Source organism: Candidatus Pelagibacter sp. HIMB1593 (genome assembly GCF_052047755.1).
In the GTDB taxonomy this organism is placed as follows: domain Bacteria; phylum Pseudomonadota; class Alphaproteobacteria; order Pelagibacterales; family Pelagibacteraceae; genus Pelagibacter.
Genome location: NZ_JBNAJK010000001.1, coordinates 1,158,976 through 1,179,646 on the forward strand (window position 1 = coordinate 1,158,976; position 20,671 = coordinate 1,179,646).

The 20,671-nt window shown below is 31.1% G+C and carries 27 protein-coding genes; 10 read left to right on the top strand and 17 right to left on the bottom strand.

All coding sequences use genetic code 11. The features are described 5' to 3' along the window. Positions 1-24: 24 nt before the first annotated feature. A complete protein-coding gene (locus ACTTA0_RS06155) occupies positions 25-987 on the bottom strand; it encodes an ABC transporter substrate-binding protein (RefSeq protein ID WP_262590496.1) in 963 nt (320 codons plus the stop codon). Between the two features lie 92 nt (positions 988-1,079). Then, positions 1,080-1,490 carry a VOC family protein gene (locus tag ACTTA0_RS06160; RefSeq protein ID WP_440652295.1) on the bottom strand — a complete coding sequence of 137 codons (411 nt, stop codon included), beginning with the start codon at positions 1,488-1,490 and terminating at the stop codon, positions 1,080-1,082. Positions 1,491-1,563: 73 nt separating this feature from the next. On the opposite strand from ACTTA0_RS06160, the gene epsC reads away from it, so the two are divergent. Together epsC and ACTTA0_RS06170 are read left to right on the top strand one after the other, a co-directional pair. Beyond that, a complete protein-coding gene (gene epsC, locus ACTTA0_RS06165; protein ID WP_262590495.1) occupies positions 1,564-2,148 on the top strand; it encodes a serine O-acetyltransferase EpsC in 585 nt (194 codons plus the stop codon). After that, positions 2,141-3,142 carry a cysteine synthase A gene (locus tag ACTTA0_RS06170; RefSeq protein WP_440614186.1) on the top strand — a complete coding sequence of 334 codons (1,002 nt, stop codon included), beginning with the start codon at positions 2,141-2,143 and terminating at the stop codon, positions 3,140-3,142. The genes epsC and ACTTA0_RS06170 overlap by 8 nt, the downstream gene beginning before the upstream one ends. Here the strand turns inward: ACTTA0_RS06170 and ACTTA0_RS06175 are convergent. After that, positions 3,139-3,555 carry a hypothetical protein gene (locus tag ACTTA0_RS06175; RefSeq protein ID WP_440614185.1) on the bottom strand — a complete coding sequence of 139 codons (417 nt, stop codon included), beginning with the start codon at positions 3,553-3,555 and terminating at the stop codon, positions 3,139-3,141. The genes ACTTA0_RS06170 and ACTTA0_RS06175 overlap by 4 nt on opposite strands. 163 nt (positions 3,556-3,718) lie before the next feature. On the opposite strand from ACTTA0_RS06175, the gene ACTTA0_RS06180 reads away from it, so the two are divergent. From ACTTA0_RS06180 to ACTTA0_RS06210, 7 genes are all read left to right on the top strand, one after another. Then, on the top strand, positions 3,719-4,147 hold the full coding sequence (locus ACTTA0_RS06180) for a hypothetical protein (RefSeq protein ID WP_440614184.1): 429 nt from the start codon (positions 3,719-3,721) through the stop codon (positions 4,145-4,147). A gap of 13 nt (positions 4,148-4,160) precedes the next feature. Continuing rightward, positions 4,161-4,535, top strand: a complete 375-nt coding sequence (locus tag ACTTA0_RS06185) for a hypothetical protein (RefSeq protein WP_440614183.1) — start codon at positions 4,161-4,163, stop codon at positions 4,533-4,535. 26 nt (positions 4,536-4,561) lie between these two features. Next, a complete protein-coding gene (locus tag ACTTA0_RS06190) occupies positions 4,562-4,843 on the top strand; it encodes a hypothetical protein (protein ID WP_440614182.1) in 282 nt (93 codons plus the stop codon). Positions 4,844-4,916: 73 nt separating this feature from the next. Further along, positions 4,917-5,240 carry a GYD domain-containing protein gene (locus ACTTA0_RS06195; protein ID WP_075505873.1) on the top strand — a complete coding sequence of 108 codons (324 nt, stop codon included), beginning with the start codon at positions 4,917-4,919 and terminating at the stop codon, positions 5,238-5,240. Positions 5,241-5,253: 13 nt separating this feature from the next. Then, on the top strand, positions 5,254-5,574 hold the full coding sequence (locus ACTTA0_RS06200; protein WP_440652294.1) for a nuclear transport factor 2 family protein: 321 nt from the start codon (positions 5,254-5,256) through the stop codon (positions 5,572-5,574). Positions 5,575-5,612: 38 nt separating this feature from the next. Then, a complete protein-coding gene (locus tag ACTTA0_RS06205; RefSeq protein WP_262590487.1) occupies positions 5,613-5,945 on the top strand; it encodes a DMT family transporter in 333 nt (110 codons plus the stop codon). 1 nt (position 5,946) lies between these two features. Further along, the gene (locus ACTTA0_RS06210; RefSeq protein ID WP_440648086.1) at positions 5,947-6,282 is read left to right on the top strand and encodes a DMT family transporter; all 336 of its coding nucleotides are present in this window, start codon (positions 5,947-5,949) and stop codon (positions 6,280-6,282) included. Here ACTTA0_RS06210 and ACTTA0_RS06215 read toward each other — a convergent pair. The 3 genes from ACTTA0_RS06215 to ACTTA0_RS06225 are packed head-to-tail and all read right to left on the bottom strand — an operon-like array spanning position 6,261 to position 8,000. Then, positions 6,261-6,632, bottom strand: a complete 372-nt coding sequence (locus ACTTA0_RS06215; protein ID WP_440648088.1) for a DUF952 domain-containing protein — start codon at positions 6,630-6,632, stop codon at positions 6,261-6,263. The genes ACTTA0_RS06210 and ACTTA0_RS06215 overlap by 22 nt on opposite strands. Position 6,633: 1 nt before the next feature. Continuing rightward, complete coding sequence (locus tag ACTTA0_RS06220) at positions 6,634-7,197, bottom strand: DUF924 family protein (RefSeq protein ID WP_440648090.1); 564 nt, start codon at positions 7,195-7,197, stop codon at positions 6,634-6,636. After that, complete coding sequence (locus ACTTA0_RS06225) at positions 7,194-8,000, bottom strand: inositol monophosphatase family protein (protein WP_262590483.1); 807 nt, start codon at positions 7,998-8,000, stop codon at positions 7,194-7,196. The genes ACTTA0_RS06220 and ACTTA0_RS06225 overlap by 4 nt, the downstream gene beginning before the upstream one ends. A 67-nt stretch (positions 8,001-8,067) precedes the next feature. Between ACTTA0_RS06225 and ACTTA0_RS06230 the strand changes: the two genes are divergently transcribed. Then, positions 8,068-9,171 carry a TauD/TfdA family dioxygenase gene (locus ACTTA0_RS06230; protein WP_440676446.1) on the top strand — a complete coding sequence of 368 codons (1,104 nt, stop codon included), beginning with the start codon at positions 8,068-8,070 and terminating at the stop codon, positions 9,169-9,171. Here the strand turns inward: ACTTA0_RS06230 and ACTTA0_RS06235 are convergent. Genes ACTTA0_RS06235 through dctP form a run of 11 tightly spaced genes read right to left on the bottom strand, consistent with a single transcriptional unit; the run spans position 9,161 to position 20,652 of the window. Beyond that, complete coding sequence (locus ACTTA0_RS06235) at positions 9,161-9,748, bottom strand: FMN-dependent NADH-azoreductase (protein ID WP_262590481.1); 588 nt, start codon at positions 9,746-9,748, stop codon at positions 9,161-9,163. The genes ACTTA0_RS06230 and ACTTA0_RS06235 overlap by 11 nt on opposite strands. A gap of 8 nt (positions 9,749-9,756) precedes the next feature. Continuing rightward, on the bottom strand, positions 9,757-10,464 hold the full coding sequence (locus ACTTA0_RS06240) for a cytochrome c biogenesis CcdA family protein (protein ID WP_440676447.1): 708 nt from the start codon (positions 10,462-10,464) through the stop codon (positions 9,757-9,759). Beyond that, positions 10,465-13,155 carry a phosphoenolpyruvate carboxylase gene (gene ppc / locus ACTTA0_RS06245; RefSeq protein ID WP_440676448.1) on the bottom strand — a complete coding sequence of 897 codons (2,691 nt, stop codon included), beginning with the start codon at positions 13,153-13,155 and terminating at the stop codon, positions 10,465-10,467. Beyond that, positions 13,130-14,041 carry an SMP-30/gluconolactonase/LRE family protein gene (locus tag ACTTA0_RS06250; RefSeq protein ID WP_440676449.1) on the bottom strand — a complete coding sequence of 304 codons (912 nt, stop codon included), beginning with the start codon at positions 14,039-14,041 and terminating at the stop codon, positions 13,130-13,132. Before ACTTA0_RS06250 ends, ppc begins: the two co-directional genes overlap by 26 nt. Next, positions 14,034-15,206 (bottom strand): mandelate racemase/muconate lactonizing enzyme family protein, encoded by a 1,173-nt coding sequence (locus ACTTA0_RS06255; RefSeq protein WP_440676450.1) that lies wholly within the window; start codon positions 15,204-15,206, stop codon positions 14,034-14,036. Before ACTTA0_RS06255 ends, ACTTA0_RS06250 begins: the two co-directional genes overlap by 8 nt. A 6-nt stretch (positions 15,207-15,212) precedes the next feature. After that, complete coding sequence (locus ACTTA0_RS06260) at positions 15,213-16,055, bottom strand: fumarylacetoacetate hydrolase family protein (protein ID WP_440676451.1); 843 nt, start codon at positions 16,053-16,055, stop codon at positions 15,213-15,215. Between the two features lie 21 nt (positions 16,056-16,076). Next, complete coding sequence (locus ACTTA0_RS06265; RefSeq protein ID WP_262590475.1) at positions 16,077-16,820, bottom strand: SDR family oxidoreductase; 744 nt, start codon at positions 16,818-16,820, stop codon at positions 16,077-16,079. Continuing rightward, entirely contained in the window at positions 16,817-17,686 is an 870-nt protein-coding gene (locus ACTTA0_RS06270) for an NAD(P)-dependent oxidoreductase (protein ID WP_440676452.1), read from the bottom strand. Before ACTTA0_RS06270 ends, ACTTA0_RS06265 begins: the two co-directional genes overlap by 4 nt. Then, a complete protein-coding gene (locus ACTTA0_RS06275) occupies positions 17,683-19,005 on the bottom strand; it encodes a TRAP transporter large permease (protein WP_075506115.1) in 1,323 nt (440 codons plus the stop codon). Before ACTTA0_RS06275 ends, ACTTA0_RS06270 begins: the two co-directional genes overlap by 4 nt. Before the next feature lies 1 nt (position 19,006). Beyond that, complete coding sequence (locus ACTTA0_RS06280; RefSeq protein ID WP_262590473.1) at positions 19,007-19,576, bottom strand: TRAP transporter small permease subunit; 570 nt, start codon at positions 19,574-19,576, stop codon at positions 19,007-19,009. 59 nt (positions 19,577-19,635) lie between these two features. Continuing rightward, the gene (gene dctP / locus ACTTA0_RS06285; RefSeq protein ID WP_262590472.1) at positions 19,636-20,652 is read right to left on the bottom strand and encodes a TRAP transporter substrate-binding protein DctP; all 1,017 of its coding nucleotides are present in this window, start codon (positions 20,650-20,652) and stop codon (positions 19,636-19,638) included. Positions 20,653-20,671 lie beyond the last annotated feature (19 nt).

Sequence of the window (20,671 nt, forward strand, 5' to 3'; positions counted from 1 at the left end):
GCCGAGTATAGATTTTGATTTAGATTATAGTCCTAACCAACCGTCTACAGTTGATTTATTTGCTTCCATCCAAGCTCTTGCTACATCAGCTGGATCTTTTTTCTCAACTGAAACTGCATATGCCATTGCAGAAACATCATCAGCTGTTAATTGAAAATTCTTAAAGAATTCTACAATTGCTGGTGATTGACTCTCTAAAGAAGTAGCCCAACCGATTTGGATTTGCTTAAGAGCATCTTTTGATGCAACATAAGATTTCTTGTACCAGTCAGCATCTGCTTTAGGTTGAATCATTTTATATTTTGCAGGATCATATTTTGGTTCTGTTAACATTACTACGTCAGCCATTCCCCAAATTGCATGAGGCTTGTAACAATAGAATGCATATCCTTCACCTTTTTTGATTGAGTCTAGTACTCTTGCATTTTTAACTGCTTCAGCAGCTCTAACTGCTTCGATACCAGCATCATATAAACCATAGTCTCTTAATTTAACCTGGTTAACATTTGCAGAAGCCCAACCATCAGCACCAATCCAAAATTCACCTTTACCATTTCCATCGCTGTCCATTGCTTTAACAACTTCTGGTCTAGCTAAGTCTTCAATAGCTGTAATATTCATTTTTTTTGCAAACTGTTGGGAAACACAGTAACCTTGGTTTCCTTCATATGGTTTGCTGCTTAATTTTAAAGTTCCTTTTGGAACTAAATCATTAGTGTAAGCTTCTTGGTTTGGTAACCAAATATCAGGGTGAACATCGATTTCACCTTTTCCTCTGTCAATCGCTGCATAAATTGCAGTATTGTTTCCAGGAACTAATTCTGCTTCACCACCCATTTTGTCTATAACTACTGCAGCAAGTAAATTTGCAATTGCAGTTGCACCTGTCCAACCTGGATCTCCAATTTTAACTTTTTCTGCGTTTGCAGAGAAAATTGATAAAATTGAAATTAATCCAGCTACAAGTGTAGATTTGATTATTTTCATTATCTCTCCTTAATTATTTATAGATAAAGTCTATCGCGAATTGAGAGAAGGTGTCAAAGAAAATAAGTATCTAAAAATTAGATGTATTTTTACTATTCTGGGTTAGATGTAAGAGTTTTAATCTCTAGTATATTTTCGTTAGGGTCTTTTACAAAGAATGTTTCTTGTTCATACTTTGTGCCTTTAAATCTTAAGTATGGTTCGTCATAATATTTTGTACCACTATCTTTTAATCTTTTTTTAAGTGCATCAAAATCTTTTCTAGATAAGTGTACACCAAAATGGGGTACAGACACATTTCCCATGTCCACATCATGTCTTTCGTTATCTAATTTATGATCACTTTTATGAAGTGTTAATTCATTACCCCAAAAGTCAACATCAGCCCACTCTTGTGCAGAATTATCCAATCTACATCCTAAAGTTTCGCTATAAAATTTTTTTGCGACCTCTAGATCACCACAAGGTATAGCTAAATGAAAACAATTAGTGTTTTTGTACATAATTAATCTTTAATAACAGAATATAATGACTATATAAGCCACTTATTAAAATTTCAAGTGAGCATAAAATACAATGAATGATTATTTACAATCGATAATTGATAGAGATCCTGCAGCAAAATCAAAGCTTAGTTTGATTTTAACCTATCCAGGTGTCAAAGCAGTATTCTTTCATAGAATAGCAAACTTTTTTAGTACTGCTAAATTTTATCTAGTTGCAAGAATCATTTCTCAATTTTCAAGATTCTTAACTGGAATTGAAATTCATCCTAATGCAAAAATTGGAAAAAATTTATTTATAGATCATGGCATGGGAGTTGTGATTGGTGAAACTTCAGATATTGGAGATAATGTTACTATCTACCATATGGTTACATTGGGTGGAATTGCACCAAGTATAAATTCAAATGATCAAAGAAATATGAAGAGACATCCAACAATTAAAGATGAAGTGGTTATTGGATCAGGAGCACAAGTACTAGGTCCGGTAACTGTTGGAAGATGTGCAAAAATTGGTGCAAACGCTGTAATTACAAAAGATGTTCCTGAGAATGCTGTTATGGTTGGAATTCCCGCTAAGAATGTTGGAATAGCTGATAGTGAATTTAAACCTTACGGAATTACCCCTGATAGTGATAAAAAATCAGAAAATGAATAATACGCAAAACGATTTTATTTCTGGGATTGGAAATACTCCACTTATAAAACTTAGAGCTGCATCAGAGATTACTGGTTGTAATATTTATGGTAAGGCAGAATTTTTAAATCCAGGCGGATCTGTAAAAGATAGAGCTGCACTTGCATTAATTAAAGATGCACAAGAAAAAAAATTAATCTCTAAAGGTGGAACCGTTGTTGAAGGTACAGCTGGTAACACTGGAATTGGATTAGGTCTTTTAGGAAATTCTTTAGGTTACAAAACGATTATTGTAATGAACGACAATCAAACTCAGGAAAAAAAAGATTTACTTAGAAACCTTGGTGCTGAGTTAAGATTAGTTGAACCAAAGCCTTATAAAGATGACAATAACTTTGTAAAGGTTGCTGCAAGACTTGCAGATGAATTAAGACCTTCAAATAACAATGGAGTTATTTGGGCTAATCAATTTGATAATACTGCAAATGCAAAAGGTCATTATGAGGGAACAGGTCAAGAGATCTGGGAACAGACAGATGGTAAGGTAGATGGTTTTGTGTGTTCATCTGGAACTGGTGGCACCATTTCGGGTGTAAGTAATGCATTAAAAGAAAAGAATAAAGATATCAAAATTTACCTTTCAGACCCCAAAGGTTCTGCTCTTTATAATTATATAAAGAATGGAGAGTTAAAATCTGAAGGAGGATCTATAACAGAGGGAATTGGTTCAAGTAGAGTTACAGCAAACTTTGGTGAGGCTAAAATTGATGATGCTTACTCTATTGATGACCATGAAGCTTTACCTATTCTTTATGATTTAATTCAAAATGAAGGTCTAAGTTTAGGAACTAGTTGTGGAATAAATATTGCTGGAGCTATTAGAATGGGAAAAGAATTAGGACCTGGTAAAACCATCGTTACAATCCTTTGTGACAGAAGCGATAAATATGCAACTAAAATGTTCAATAAAAAATTCTTAGAAGAAAAAGGTCTACCAATACCTAGTTGGTTTTAGATATAAATCTTATCTGCTAATCCGTAACAAAGTATTGCACTTAACAAAGTTAGAATACCTGGTGCAATAATTCCTTCATTAGATGTTTGTGGTGTGTGACCGAGCTTATTGATTTTAATATTATATATACCAACAATAAAAGCTGAAAGGTTTTGTAAAAACACTAAATTAAAAAATGCCCATGTTCCTTGAAGACCATCAGGTCTAATAAAGCCAACCCATATTGCCATCGCAACAGCACCTATAAACAAAGAACCAAAAAATCTGGTCATTCCAGCACCAGTATCATCAATACCGAACTTATCTAAAAATTTCTTTGTAGCGAAAACGGTTTGATATGCATAAACAGCAAAAACAATAAAATGTACTAAAAATACAATTAAATAAAAAATTCCATTAAATTTTTCGATCATATTAAAACCCTATCAAATTTTATCATCAGATAAAACAACATAATCAGCAATTTTTGTGCTCCTTAATTGCATAACTGACGCGCGTTATAAACACGAGAGACTTTGTCATGAATATGTAACAGTCTTCGATTACTTATAATTAATAATTAAAAAGAAAGATAAAATGAAAAAAATAATAATAATTTTGATGCTTAGTTTATTTACTACAATTGCTAACGCTGACGGCCATGCAAAAGCAAATGCGTTTGCTATTACTTTGAAAGTTCCAGCTAGTGATGTTGCTAAAGTCGAAGAAATGTTAAAAACGCACCATAAATGGATGAAAGAAACTCATCCAATGACCGGTGAAAAAAAATTAAATTCATATTCAGTTATCAAAGGACCTGAATGGAATAATCCTGCAGATCCTTCACAAGGTATGACTGGAAATATGTATTTTATTTTAACTGAGTATTATGAAAATCCTGCTGGTTTTCAAAATCACCAAGAGCTTGGAAGCAAATGGCCAATGATACAAGAATTTCAAAAAATGCTATTTAGTTATGTTGTGGGATATACTTTTCCCGGAACAACTGTTGTTACAATAAAATAAATAGAAGAAAATTATGAAAAAAATAATAGTGATTTTATTCAGTGTTTTATTTCTGACCTCTGCATATGCGGATATGTCTGATAGTGACAAGAATAGAGCTTGGGAATGTAGTGGTATTTATATGGCTAACTATTTCTTGCCAATTGGTGAAACATTTGAATATAGTATGAAAGAAAAATCTATGGCATCAGTTAAAGTTTTAAAAGCTTATGCCCTAGAAGTTGGAGTCCCTGAAAAGCAATGGGATGAAGGAGTAAACAAAGCTGTTGATAAGTTTTATGGATCTAAATTTGATAAGGCTAAAACTAACGCTTGTCATGACTTTATAAATTCAACAGTACCTAATGGAGAAGATAGAGTTAAGAAAGTAGTTCAAACTCTATATTAATAAAAGATAAAGATAAGGGAAAAAAAATGAAAGATATATTGGTAGTAGGAAAATTAAAAGAAGGATGCTTTGAAAAGTTTATGGGCTTTATGCAATCAGATGAAGGTATGGTTGAAAGAAAAAAAGTAGCTGATGTTACTAAAACAATAGCTAGTGTTTCACCTGATAAATCAACAGTAATGTTTAAAATTGTAGTTCATGACATGGCAGCACTTCATTCATTTATGGATGGGTCAAACCCAGTTTCAAAACCTGTATTTGATGAAGTAATGGATGGTTATGAAATTTACGAATTAGCTAAAGTATAAAAAGAACAGAGACTCCACATTTTGGATTATCTCTGCTAGACTTTAATTATTAAATTAAGCAACAGGAGAAAAAATGTCTAAATTTTATATTATTGGAAAGATTAGTCGTGATCTTGCTTTAAGAATGCAAAGTGATCCTAATGCAGACAGAGGAGCAGCTATCAAAGCTATTTGTGATACTGTTGGAGTAAAGTTTCATAGTTATGAGTGGGTTCGAGGAAGATTTGATGTAATCAATGTTATTGAAGGAGATTACGAAAGTGTTCTTGGAATGAAGGTTGCAATTATGAATGCAGGTTTAATGGAAGATATTATGATTCATGAAGTATTTGATTATAATAAAACTTTCAATAAAGCTGCAGATGCTGGAAAAAACTTTAAAAAACCAGGTGAATAAAAGAAAGGAATAAATGTCCATCTTAGAAAAATATAGTGCCGCATTAAAAAATAAAGACGAAGCAGCGATGAATGAGCTTTTGCATGATGATTTTAAATTTACAATGCATAAATCAGGAAATGTTTTAACAAAAGTTGATGTTATCAAATGGGCAATGAGTGGTGATATCAATCAAGATAAAGTTAGAATTGTTTACGAGAATGATGAAGTTGGAATTCATCATGCTTTTGTTACATTTAACGATGGAAATGTTGAGGCTGTAATGGCAGTTTATAAATATGACAATGGAAAAATTGTTAGTTTAGAAACTGGCGCTACTCCAATGCCTAAATAATTATATATATTTAGCGGGATTTCATTTAATATTATTAAATGAGTCTCGCTACTTCATACTTGTTCCTAGGTATTGCTGTATTCCTAGGAGTTACTTCAAATAGTTTTGCTAAAAGTGCTGAAGGATTTACTCTTCTCTTTCCAAGTATAATTACTGCAATTACAATTGTTCTGTGCATGTATGCCCTTTCCTTAGTGATGAAAAATATACCAATGGGTATCACTTACGCTTCATTTGCAGGATTAACAATCATTGCAACAGTTATAGTAGGCGTAATTAAATATAATCAAGTTCCAAATCTTTACTCCATGATCGGATTAGCATTTATTATCATTGGAGTTTTAATGGTTAATTTGTTAGGAAGTAAATAATATGAAGCCTCTTATAGGATATTTGTTTTTAGCTAACGGTATAATTTTTGGAATAGCTTCAAACAGTTTTGCTAAAATCTCTGAAGGTTTTACAAAGCTAACTCCTTCAATTTTATGTATTTTGTTTATGTGTATTACAATGTTTTCAATTGCAAAAGCTATGCATGCAATACCTGTAGGATTTGCTTATTCAATTTATAGTGGTTTGACAGTAACAGGAGTTGTTCTTTTTGCTGTATTAAAATTTAATCAAGTTCCTAATATTTATGGGATAATTGGAATTGCTTTGATTATTATTGGCGTTGTAATGGTTAATTACTTGGGTCGATTAAATTGATATTTTTTTAAAATGTCTGGAAGTTGATAACTTCCATCTTCATTTAAAGATAGTTCATATTCATTAACAACAGTAGTTATATCTAATGGAGAATATAAATGTGGGTACATATCACCATTTGATGCTTGTTCCCAAAGTAAGTGTTCAAGTTTAAAAGCATTTACTCTCAATAAAACTAGGTTTTCTTTATTTGGGAAATGTTTTTTTAAGGTTTCCTCGACCTGATCCTCTTCTGAGAAATGAATGTAGCCATCTTTAATATCTTTTTCAGATCCACCATAAGTTCCTGATTGCTTAGCTTTTTGCCATTCTTCTTTATCTATGACTTTAAAAATAAATTCTAAATTCATTTTACCAGGAAGAGTTCGGTCCTTTTAAAAATTCTAGTTCTTCTTCAGTAGACTCTCTTCCTAAAATTTCATTTCTATGAGGATATCTATGAAATTGTCTAATAGTTTTGGTGTGGTCTTGCCAAAATTTTTTAATCTTATTGTATCCTTCATGTTCCCTTAAATATTTATTTAATAAGTAATAAGCCATTTCATGATCACTAATTTCTTCACTATGAATTAAAGGTAAAAGCATAAAAAGTCTTTGATCAACATTCATAGCTTCTAAATATCCAGAATACACTGCATCATTTACTATCAATCTAGTTTTTTGATCTTGAGCAAATGCTTTTTTATTATCTCTAAATATATTTCTTGAAAATTGATCAAACAAAATTACTAAAGCTAAACAGCTCATGGGATTATCCTGCCAATCATCATATTCATTTTGACAAGCAAGCTCATAATCATTTAAAAATTTTTCTTTTATCTTTTGATCAAATTTATCATCCTTCTTAAATCTCATTTCAAAAGGAGTTTCTTTAAACCAGAAATCTAAAATTGATTGCGCTCGTTCTGGTATCATTCAGCTAAAGGCTTTAATAATTTTAATATTTGTTTATGATTTGCTTTATTATTTGAGACAATAATATTTCCTCCTACTACAGGATTTCTATTCCCCCACGTAGTTACTATGGCTCCACTTGCTCTCACTATTGGCATTATTGGATGAATGTCCCAAATTTTGTTTGCACACTGTGCAACCATTTCCAATCTACCTTCAGCTAGTTGACAATATGTTAAAGCATCAAAACATGGAAATTGCATTCTTTTAATAAATTTTTGAATTTTGGATTGTTGTTTTAAGGTTAGTTGATTATGAAAAGCTGCAGCTAATTTCGAATTTGCAAAATTTAGTTTAGAATTAACTTTTAGTTTTCTTTTTTTATTATTTTCAAAAACGTATGCAGTGTTTTTATTTACATTTAAGTAATATTTTTTCATTTTAGGGAAATTTGCTAATCCTAAAATTGGCTCTCCATTATAATTTAATGAAATCAAATTACTCCAACTAGGATTACCAACAACATATGATCTAGTTCCATCAATTGGATCTATTACCCATGAAAATTCACTTTTGGTATTTTTGTGACCATACTCCTCACCTATAATTTGATGATCTGGAAATCTTTTAGAAATTTTAGACCTTATAAACTTTTCAAAAGCTTTGTCAGATGTAGTTACTGGATCGTAACCTTTACCTTTCATCTTATTGGTTATCTTGAATGGCTTATCCAACTTAGCATAATAAAATTTTGTTAGATCTTTTGCTAACTGGTTTAAAAAACTTGAAAATACTGGATATTTTTTTGTATCAAAATTATTCACAAAGAACTCATACTATTTAATTTATATTGATTAAAGTTAAATTTTAAATAATGCTCAATGATTATTTATGAAAATTGAGCTTCACGAAAATAAAGTCTACTTCAATAATGGTACTGAAAAAAAAGAAATACATCCTTTTTGGTTAAGAGAAAGAGTGGATGGTGAAGAATTTGTTGATAAAGGAACTCAACAAAGACTTTTTGACCCAACTAGTTTGAGCAATGATATAATCATTAATAAAGCCTCTATTCATGATGAATTTTTAGAAGTTAACTTTAATGATGGAATTAGTTCTAAGCTTAATCTTAGTAAAATTGCTTTAGAATTCTCAAAAGAAGATACGGTTATAAAATCTATAGAAAAAACTAAATGGGATTCCAGTTTAAGTTATATTAAAAATTTTGAATACCAAGATAATTTTTATGAAAGTAAAGAAATGCATGACTTACTGGTTTCTTTCTATAAGTTTGGATTTGTTGTAATTAAAAATATACCAACAACTAAAAATTATATTGTTGAGTTTGCAAACTCAATAGGCAGTGTTAGACGAACAAACTTTGGAGAATATTTTGATGTTAAATCAAAACCTGACCCTAATGATCTTGCATATACTTCTTTAGCTCTTGCACCGCACACAGATAATCCATATCGAAACCCTGTACCATGTATCCAACTTTTGCATTGCATAGAGAGTAAAGTTTCAGGAGGATATTCTACACTGGTTGATGGATATACTGTTACTGAAGATTTAAAAAAAAGTTATCCTGATTATTATAAAATCTTAACAGAAGTAAAAGTAAGATTTAAATTTATTGATAAAGAAGTAATTTTAGAATCTTTGTGTCCTTTGATTGAATTAGATGAACATAAAAATTTTAAACAAGTAAGATTTAGTCCAAGATTAGATTTTGTTCCAATCTTAGATAAAGAAGAATTAGATTTATACTATCAAGCAAGAAAAAAACTGTCTGAAATGTACAATTCAGATAAATATAGAATAGAATTTAAACTTGCTCCAAAAGATTTAATGATGATGGATAATCATAGATTACTTCATGGACGAACAGTTTATGATGCTAATGAAGGAGAAAGATTTTTACAAGGTTGCTATATAGACTACGATAGTACCGAAGGAAAATTAAGACACTTAAAAAGAAAGTTTAATCTATAGAAATATTTTCTATTTGAGCTTCTGCATCCCTAATAGATTTTTCATAGTCTAAAGCCATTTGATCAGCGCTTATAACTTCAACTTTTTCAATTCCAAAAAAATTTAAAATAAATTTTAACCAAGGCGTTAAAAAATCTTCTGAGCTATTTAGTTTTGTACCACCAGAAGTAATTACAAGGTATGCTTTTTTATTTTTTAATAACCCTTCTCTTCTACCATTAGGTTTAAATTTAAAGGTTTCCCCTATTCTTGCAGCTAAATCTGACCAAGCTTTAAGAGTTGCGGGTGGTCCGTAATTATATATTGGAGCTGAAATTATAATAATATCACTCTCTTTTAATTCTTTTACAAGCTTGTCAGAAAGTTCAAACATTTTCTTATGTTCTGCAGTTTGATCTTTCTCATCAATTTTCATTCCAGATTCTGTTAAACCACTTACAAAAAGCATTTCATCATCTAAATCTCTATAAATGACTTCATCCTCTGGTTTTTTAATTTTTTCCAAAAGTTTTTTTGCTAATGCTCTCGATGTTGAGCCTTTTTTTCTAGCACTTGAATCTATTTGATAAATTTTCATTAATTACTTTAACCAAAGTTTTGCATAAAAGGAAAGATCTCAATTAAATAAAACCCAATTGCTTGCAATTTATTTGTAATAATTAATATCCCAGTTACTAAAAGAATTGCACCACCTGCTTTTGATATAATATTTATATACTGGCGCATATTTTTTGAAAAAATTAAAAACTTTTGAATTAAATATCCTGATAAAACAAAAGGTATAGCTAAACCTAAGGAGTAAAAGCTTAATAAAATTATTGCTCTTGATAAAGTATCCTCAATTGAAGCTAAAGCCAAAATTGATCCTAATATTGGACCAATACAAGGTGTCCATCCAAATCCAAAAGCAGCACCAATTATCACAGGAAAGAAAAAACTATCAATTTTTTTAAAATCAAATCTTCTATCAATATTTAAAAATCCAAAATTAAAAACACCTAATAATTGTAATGAAAAAAATATAACAATAAGTCCTGCAATTATTCTTAAAGATTGAGAGTTCTCTAACAATACTTGTCCTAAAAAGGATGCTGAAGCTCCAAAAATTATAAATACTAATGAAAAACCAAAACAAAATTTAATTAAAGGAACAATATTAAAATTTTGTTTTTCTGTTATTTCCTTAAGAGATTGGCCTGATACAAAAGATATATATCCAGGTATCAAAGGTAAAACACAAGGAGATAAAAAACTTATTAACCCTGCCCCAAAAGCAATTAAATATTCAATCATCTATCCAGTGTTTTTCATTGCTGCAGAAATTCCTGCGATAGATGTCATTAAAGCATCGTCTAAATATTTCTTATCTAAATTTTTATATTTTTTATTTGTTAATTTATTCATTATATTTGCCTGCAGAATGTTTAGCATCTCAGTGTAGTTGTTTCTGATAAATAATGCTTTTCTAAACTCTTTTCTCTCTTTTATAACTTCTTTTGGAGTAATTTTATTGTGCAATTTGACCAATGCATCAAATTGAAACCTTAATCTTTTTCCAATTCTTATCAAAGATTTGTCAGCTAAATTATTTTCATAAATTACTGATATTTCAGGATCAACCTTTGAAATCACCATGTCCAAAATATCCATTGTTGATACAAAATAAGGCCAGTTCCTCTCCATGTCTGTCATAGTTTTTTTAAATTTTTTAATTGATCCATATCTCAAAGCCTCAGTTGTACCGAGCCATGCAGGAAGCATTAATCTAATTTGTGTCCATGCAAAAACCCAAGGAATAGCTCTTAAACTTTGAATATTATCAACATTTTTTCTTTTGGTGGGTCTTGAACCAATTGCAAGTTTTCCAAGAGATTTATGTGGAGTAACAGTTTTAAAATATCTAATAAAATCTTCACTTTGATTTAAATACTTTCGGTAAGCAGATGTAGAAATCTCAGACATTTTTTGAATAAGCTCTCGCCAATTTGGTTTTGATCTAGGAGGTGGATTTAGAGTTGCCTCCATTACTGCACCGATATAACTACATAGGTTGTATTCAGCTAAAGGTTTATAACCATATTTTTGCTGTATCACCTCTCCTTGATCAGTAATTCTAATTTTTCCATTTACTGTTCCAGATGGTTGAGATTTAAGAGTTGCCTGAATTGGTCCTCCTCCTCTTCCTGGAGATCCTCCTCTTCCATGGAAAAATACAAGATCTATTTTATATTTTTTAGCTAAATTTCTAAGTTCTTCTTGAAGTTTGTATTGATGCCAACTTGCAGATAGTTTTCCTGCATCTTTACTAGAGTCTGAATATCCAATCATTACCTCTTGTTTTGAGTTGATCATTTTTCTGTACCAAGGAAGTTTAAATAAATTTTGCATAACACCATTGGCATTCTTTAAATCATCTAAAGTTTCAAAAAGTGGTACTACTCTTAACAAATTCTTTGTTTCGGCCTGTAATTGCAATAAATAAACAGATAAAATATCAGATGCTTTTGAAGTCATTGAAATTACATAAGCACCCATACATTGCTCTGGCTCTTTAGATATTTGCTTAAATGTTCTCCAAACTTCCAAATTTTCTTTGTCTCTTAATTTAATTTTATTAACAAAAGACTTTTTTTGTTTTATTAAATTATTAAGTAATTTAATTTTTTTCTCTTCAGGTAATTGTGAATAATTAATTTTATTTTTCTTTTTAAATATTTCATTTAAAAGTTTTTCATGTCTATCAGACTCCTGTCTGATATCTAATCTTGCTAAATTTATTCCAAAACATCTAACTCTTCTTATCAAATCCAACAAATCTGCATTTGCAATGTGTTGACCTTTGTTCATGTTCAAGGAAGTTCTAACTTCTCTTAATGGATTTATAATTTCATACTTATCTTTTAGTAATTTATTTTCATCTAAGGGTTTATTATAATTTATATGTGCTTCAATTAACTGATGTGTTCTTCTTACTTTGTCTCTTAAAGGTCTTAAATAAACTCTATAAGGTTCAAAACTATTTCCAGTAACTTTTTTGATTGCTTGTGAACATTCTTCCATTGATAAATCTTGAATTAATTTTGTAAGTTCTCTTTCGTATAACTTTGCAGCCTGCCATCTTGAAAATAAAATTACTTTTTTTGTTACTTCAGATGTAACATTTGGATTTCCATCTCTGTCTCCACCCATCCACGAACCAAATTGAATAGGATTAAAATTTCTAGGAAGATCTTTATTTAGATTTTTCCTAAAAATATCATTCAACCTTTTGTAAACTCTTGGAATTGTATCCCATAAACTATCTTCTATTACAGCCAAGCCCCATCTAGCTTCATCAAGTGGTGATGGCTTGGTTCTTTTTAGTTCATCAGTTTTCCAAATAATAGCTATCTCCGAATACAGTTTTCGATCTATTTCAATAATCTTTGCAGGGTATTTTTTGTAAAGATGACGTTGTTCCATCAAGGTAGTTAAATTTGCGTATTTTTGAATTAGTGTTCTTCTCTTAACTTCTGTTGGATGTGCTGTGAGTACTATTCCAATATCAAGTTTTGTTGCTTGATCATAAATTTTTTTGTCAGAGATTTTTCTATTTTTAAATAGATTGTTAATTATATCCTCAATAAAAAGATTTTGTTTTTTGTTCTTAAAATATGGATTATCGTATTCATTAAGTTTTCTAGAAGCATCTAACGACTCAGCTAAATTCATTAAATTTAGAATATGTGAAAAAGCTCGAGTGACCTTAAAAGTAATTTCAGGTGAAAGCTTTCTTATGTCTTTTGAAATTTTGGAAAATACCTTACTTTTATTTTTATCTAATAAGGTGTTTTTAGATAATAATCTTAATCGCTCAACAATATTGAAAAATTTTGTGCCTTCTTGATCTTTGATTACTCTTCCAAGGAAAGTTCCTAATAATCTTATATCTTCTCTTAAAAGCTTAGTAGGTATTCGTTCATAGTAAAGATCTCTCTGCTTCATTACTTAAAATAAATTTTTTTTGTAAAACTCCTTTTGTGTTTGTTTTTACACCAAAAAAGAATCCTGAATATCTAAATTTTCGCAAATCAGCCTTGTCCATTCCTTTTGTAGCTGTTGAAACGTACAGTTCTTGATTATTCTTGCCACCAAACGCACAATTAGTAATATTTTTGGCTGGAAACTTAATTCTGTGAATTAATTTTGCTCTACTATTAAATACTGAGACACAAGCCCCACGAAAATGTGCAACCCATAAATTTTTGTTTTTATCTACAGTCATTCCGTCTGGAACTCCTTCTTCAAGAGTTAACTTTTTAAATATTTTTTTACTAACTATTTTATTATTTTTATTTATCTTAATTTTATAGATAGTTTTTTTAGGACTATCAGTGTGGTAAAAATTATATTGATCAATAAATGCTGGGCCATTTGTAATTCTATAATTTTTATCAACTCTAGTTAATTTAAGATTTTTATCTAATTTATACAAAGATCCTTTTTCAATTTTTCTCTCTAAGTTATCCATAGTTCCAAACCAAAGATTTCCAGCAGGATCTGTTTTACCATCGTTTATTCTATTCAATTTTAATTTAGCTTCTATAGGTATCGATTTTAAAACTTTTTTTGATTTTAAATTTTGAATTCTTATTTCACCCTGCAATCCTAAAATAAATATATGATCTCTTACATGAGCAATGAAACCTACTTCTTTATTTACTTTAAATATTTTCTTTTTTTTATTTTTTATATTTAAAGAACAAATTTTCTTTTTCTTTATATCAACAAAATAAATTGAGTTGTGTTCTTTAACCCAAAGTGTTCCTTCACCTAAAGTACATCTTATTTTCCAAATTGGTTTAGGCTCTGTAGTTTTAATTTTATTCATTTACTTCAAACTCCTTAATAAAGTCCTCATTTGGGTTTATACCAATACCTGCATTGTCTGTCACTGATGCAAATCCCTTATTGTTTTTAACTTGATCTAAAATTGAAAAATTTTCTTTTGGTAGATCTGTAATAAAGATATTTTTCTCTGTTGTATCAAATTCGAGCATAGATTTTGTTGGGAATAATCCCCCTGGCATATCTGGTTGTGCAGTCAGTAAATGAAGATTTAGCGCTATACTTACAGCAGATCCCCAAACATGATTAATTACAGGAACAAAGTTAGCCTGCGCCAAGGCTGCAACTTTCAAATATTCTGTAATACCTCCTAATCCACATACTTCTGGTTGTGCTATATCGATGCAATCATTGTTAATTAATTTATTCCATCCATACTTTGTAAATTCTGCTTCACCTCCAGCAACACTGGTTGATATATTTTTTTTTAATTCTCGGTAACCGTTGTAATCTTCAGGAGCGACAGGTTCTTCAAACCAATAAACATCTAGTTCATCAAGTCCTTTTCCAACATAAAGAGCATCTTTCAGATTATAAGCATGGTTAGCATCCACCATTAATTTAAAATCTTCACCTATAGAATTTCTAACTGCTTGAACTAACTTTAAATCTTCTTTTGGACCTAGTCCAACCTTCATTTTCATTGCTTTAAAATTTTTTGATTTAATCTGTTTAGCTTCTTCTTCAAACAACGGAATTAGTTCATCCACTGATTTTTTTTGTAACATCATTCCATATCCATAAACAGGAACTTCATTATTACATTTTCCACCAACAAGTTGGTAAAGAGGAGAGTTTGTTTTTTTTCCTAAGATATCCCATAGAGCTATGTCAACACCTGACAAAGCTTGTATTGGCATTCCCTTTTGACCACTATCTCTTAAAAGATTGTAAACTTTTTGCCAGATATGTTCTTTATTCAAAGGATCCTCGCCTATTATTAAAGGCTGAATTACCTTTTCAACAATGAACTTATTGGCTAAAGCAATATTACCTGGACCAAAACATTCGCCCCATCCCGTAATGCCTTCGTCAGTTTGTACTTCAACTAAATGGGCTGTTCGGTGTTTATAATATTTTTGTGAATAACCTAGTTCTTTCTCTAACTCATATTTAAGTACATGACTTTTAATAGAAGTTATTTTCACAAAAGATTATAAAGCAACTACTTTAGAGTTTTGCTCTCCTAAATTTTCAATTGATAATCTCATTGTATCACCAGCTTTCAAGAATTGTTGTGGTTTCATTCCCATACCAACTCCTGGAGGTGTACCAGTTGTAATTATATCACCTGGCTGTAATGACATAAATTTACTTAAATAAGATACAATAACGTTAACATTAAAAATCATAGTATTAGTATTTCCAGTCTGCATTCTTTTACCATTAACATCTAAACTCATTTTTAAATTATTAATGTCAGCAATTTCATCTTTGGTTACCAAGTAAGGTCCAATTGGTCCATACGTGTCATGAGATTTTCCTTTAACCCATTGACCCATTTTTTCTATTTGCCATTCTCTTTCACTAATATCGTTAACTAAACAATATCCTAAGATGTGATCTTGTGATTGAGCTTCAGAAATATGTTTTGTATGTTTTCCAATTATAATTCCTAATTCTACTTCCCAGTCTAATTTTTTTGAACCAGACACAATTTCGATATCATCGTTAGGACCATTGATACAACTTGTTGCTTTCATAAAAGTAATTGGCTCAGATGGAACTTCTGCCCCTGTTTCAGCAGCGTGATCTGAAAAATTTAAACCTATTGCAATAAATTTTCCTGGTTTTGTAATACATGAGCCAATTCTTTCACTTGAAGATATTTCTGGAAGACTTGCTAAATCAGCACTTTGTAATTTTGAAATAGTTTCAAAATTTAAATGATCAGGATTTAAATCTGAAATATGTGAACTGATATCTCTAATTTTACCATCTTTGTCTAAAGCTGCTGGTTTTTCTTGTCCTTTTTGACCTACTCTTAATAATTTCATAATTGTCCTTTTGTTATTAAATTATATTGAAATTCCACCATCAACAGAAATTGTAGTTCCTGTTGTAAATGTTGCATCATCACTTGCGAGATAAACAGCAACTGCAGCAATCTCTTCTGCAGTTCCTAATCTTCCCATTGGTTGTCTTGCAATAAAATCTTTTTTTGCCTGAACTGGATCTGGGCTCTGGTTTACTCTGTCTTGCCAAGATGGTGAGAAAACTGTTCCAGGAGCAATTGAATTACATCTGATATTTTGTTTTACAAAGTCAGCAGCAATTGCTTTAGTTAAACCTATTACAGCGCCCTTTGTTGTTCCGTAGACAAATCTGTTTGGAAAACCTTTTAAACTTGAAGCACATGAAGACACATTAATTATGCTTCCACCATTTTGTTTTACCATCAATGGTAATATCGCCTTACACATAAAATACATTGATTTCACATTCACATTTGATGAGAAATCCCAATCTTTTTCATCACATTCAAGAATTGTTCCATGGTGAACAAATCCAACTGCATTAAATAATACATCTACTTTATCAAGAGTTTTAGTAAATTCTAAGATAGCGTTGTTATCAGTTGAGTCTAATTTGGTAACTTTAATATCTGGATATTCTTTATTTAATTCTGCTAAAGTTTTATCGTTTAAATCTGTAGCCGTTACATGAGCTCCTTCTTTATGAAATGCAATTGCTGTTGCTTTTCCAATTCCTTGTCCTGCTGCTGTTACAACAATTTGTTTGCCATTAAGTCTTCCACTCATTTTTTATTTATCCTTTCAATCTCGTTATAAAGTGAACTGTGATCAGTGTTACCATGACCATTATCAACTAATGTTTTATACATTTCTTTAACTAAATTTGAAATAGGTAAATGAGTATTATAAGAATTTGCACATTCTAAAATGTTATTCATATCTTTTAAATGAGTATAGGTCTTACCCTTAGGGCTAAAATCTTTATCAATCATTCTTTTTCCATGGGTTTGAAGTATTTTACTATCCGCCCATCCACCTGAAAGAGCTTTGATTAATTTATTTGGATCTGCTCCAGCTTTTTCACATAATGTTATGGCTTCTGCAACAGCTCCTATTGTAACTCCAACAACAATTTGATTTGCTAGTTTTGAAACTTGTCCACTTCCAATAGGTCCAACTAATGTTGGGTTTCCCATTGTTTTTAAAATTTTTTCAGAATTATCAAAAACACTTTGTTCACCGCCAACCATGATAGCTAGTGAAGCTTCTTCTGCTCCAATTGTTCCTCCTGAAACTGGTGCATCTAAATAATTTATATTTTTTGATTTTAAATTAGTTCCATGTTTTGTTGCTGTCGTAGGTTTTACAGAACTCATATCTATAACTGTTGAACCTGATTTTAAGTTGTCTAGAAAATCTGAACTAGAGGTTATTGCATCTACAGCACTATCATCAGTTAACATGGTAATGACAAAATCACTATCCTTAACTACATCGCTTATCGTTTTTGAAATTTCCGCACCAAAATCTTTTAATGGTTCTGCTTTTTCTATTGATCTATTAAAGGCTTTTAATTTAAATCCAGATTTTAATATATTTTTAGCCATTGGAAGGCCCATTAGACCTGTTCCAATAAATCCAATTGTTATCATGGCTTAGGTTTAAATTCGTGGAAATTTTGTGTCATTGCTTCAGGGAAGAACATAACACATGCTAATACAATTAACTGAATTACTATAAATGGAGCAAAACCTCTAAAGATATCTGTTAAAGATATGTGTGGAGGAGCAACCGATTTTAAATAGAAAGCGGCGGGCCCAAATGGTGGACTTAAAAATGAAACTTGCATATTTACACAGAATAATATTCCAAACCAAATAGGATCAAAACCAAGTGCAATTACAATTGGTAAAAATACTGGCATCGCTAATAATACAATTCCAACCCAATCCATAAATGCTCCCATGATTAAGAACATAATCTGCATCATGAAAATTAAATACATTGGTTTCAAATCATAAGCTAAAATTGTTTCTGCAACATATTTTGGACCACCGGCAAGAGAATAAGCTCCTGCTAAAACCGTTGCACCAAAAGTAATAGTTAAAATTGTTCCAGATGCTTTAAAAGTTCTTGTTAATGCATCCTTAAATAAAAACCATGTCAGTTCTTTTCTAGCAAAAATAATAATTAAAGTAGCAACAACACCCATTCCTGCAGCTTCAGTAATACCAGTCATTCCAGAATAAATTGAACCTAATACAATAATTACAATTCCAATTGGTGGAAGTAGACCTGGAAGGTAAGACATTTTTTCTTTTAAAGTTAAAGCCGGCTCATCACTCAATGGAGCTAAATGAGGTTGTAACCTTGTTCTAATAAGAATGTATGTAATAATTAAACCTGAAATCATTAAACCTGGAACAATTGCTTCTTGGAATAACATCGTAATAGAAGTCTCCGTTGTTAATCCATAAATAATTAAAACAATTGATGGAGGTATCATTGTTCCTAAAGATCCAGATGCACAAATAATACCAATAGACATGTCTTGATCATATTTAAGTCTTAACATTTGAGGTAATGCAATTAATCCTAATAAAACTATTTCTCCTCCAATAATTCCACTCATTGCAGCCATGATAGTTGCCATGATTGCAGTAACTACACCTACTCCACCTCTAGTTTTTCTTAACCACGCGTTTAAAGCATCATAAAGATCTCGTGCAATGTTAGAGCGTTCGAGCAAGGAGGCCATAAAGATAAACAAAGGCACTGATAAAAATGAATAAGTAACAACCAGTGAGTAATACCTTGAAAGCAATATTCCTAATGCATGCTCACCTATGTATAAAAATACTAGTACTGCACCCATGAAGCCTGATGCAAATCCCATCGGAACACCAATAGATATTAGTGCTAATAATCCCACTATTAATATTATCGAGAGTGTTCCTATTTCAAATTCCATCTTACTTTAATTCTTTAGAAGGGTCGTATTGTTTCTCTTTTGGATTTCTCCAATCAATGATTAGGTTATTTACAGATTGAACTGCTATAAGAAATACACATAAAAGTGTAAGTGGTTTCATTGTAGCTGGAATTGGAGGATCCCAATAAGTTGCAAATCTCTCCCAGGTAGTGAAAGATCTGTGTGCATCTTCCCATCCACCATAAATTACTGCTGTAGCAAAAAGAACAATAATTATAGTACTAATTAAGTCAAAAATTCTTTGAGTTGGTCTTCCAACCCAGTCGTAAAGTAAAACTATTCTAATATGGCTTCTTAATCTTGTTGCATATATTCCACCAACTAAATAGCAAACACCTGCAAGCCACAAACATAACTCATTAGCCCATAAAGTTGGCTTAAATAAAACATATCGCATAAAAATTTCATACATCATCACAATTACAATTACAGGAATTAAATATTTTATTGTGTGACTTAAAAATAAGGAAACTCTATCAATCCAATTAATTGGAAAATCATCTTTACTCGCTACTTTTTCGTTTTGTTCTTGTAACTCTTTATCTATCATTGAGTAAAAATTTTAGATTTTATTCGAAGGGCCTTTTCAGGCCCTTCAAAATTTATTTATTACATAATACCATTAGCTTTCATGTAAGCTTTGTGTATTTCGATTAAAGCCGCAGCTTCTGGAGATTTAGTCTTCCATTCTTCCCAAGCAGCAAGTGCAGCTGTTCTGAATTTAAGTCTATCTTCTCTAGACCAGTCATGAAGAGTAACGCCCATTTCATTTAAAGCTTTTACAGCTTCAGCGTTTTTTCTCTCAACTAGACTAGTAATAGTTCTTCCAGCAATTTCTATTCCAGCTTTCATAGCACCTTGCTCATGTGGCTTTAACTTGTTCCATACTTTTGTGTTACAAGCTAAGTGGTCAGCCGGCATAGAGTGGAAACCTGGGTATGTAGCATATTTGTTTTGCTCATAGTGTCCACCAGCATAGTTAGTTGCTAAAGATGAATAGTCAGCACCATCGATTAGACCAGTTTGTAAAGCTGTAGGAACTTCACCAAAGTCCATAACGATTGGCTTAGCGCCTAAAGTTGTAAAGATCATACTTTCCATTCCTGGAGGTGATCTAAATTTAAAGTCTTTCAATGAAGCAACATCTGGAATTGGTCTGCTAGATATTAAAGACTCATGTCCTGGTATCCACCAACCAATTAAAGTCATTCCATATTTGTTGTATAATGCATCAACAGCATCTTGAGCACCTGGGTAGTTCAAGAATTCATATTGTTGGTATGGGTTATCGTATCCACCCATTACATCACCTGCGAATTGGAACGCTGCATTTTTACCAGTTTGGTAACCAGCACCAGTCATATCACAATCGATAATTCCAGTTTGTGCAGAGTTAAATACCTCAGCAGATTTACCTGTTACTGAAGATGAGTAGAACATTTCAATTTTCAAGCTTCCACCAGAAAACTTTTCTACATTTTTTGCGAACTGAGCCGCAACTTCACCATTTGGTGAACTAGCAGTAAAGTGAGTTTCAATCTTTAAAGTCTTTGCATTTGCAGAGCCAAATAAAGCAACTGAAACCATAGCCACCGCTGCTAAAGTTTTAGATATTAATTTAAACATTATCTTCCTCTCGTTTATG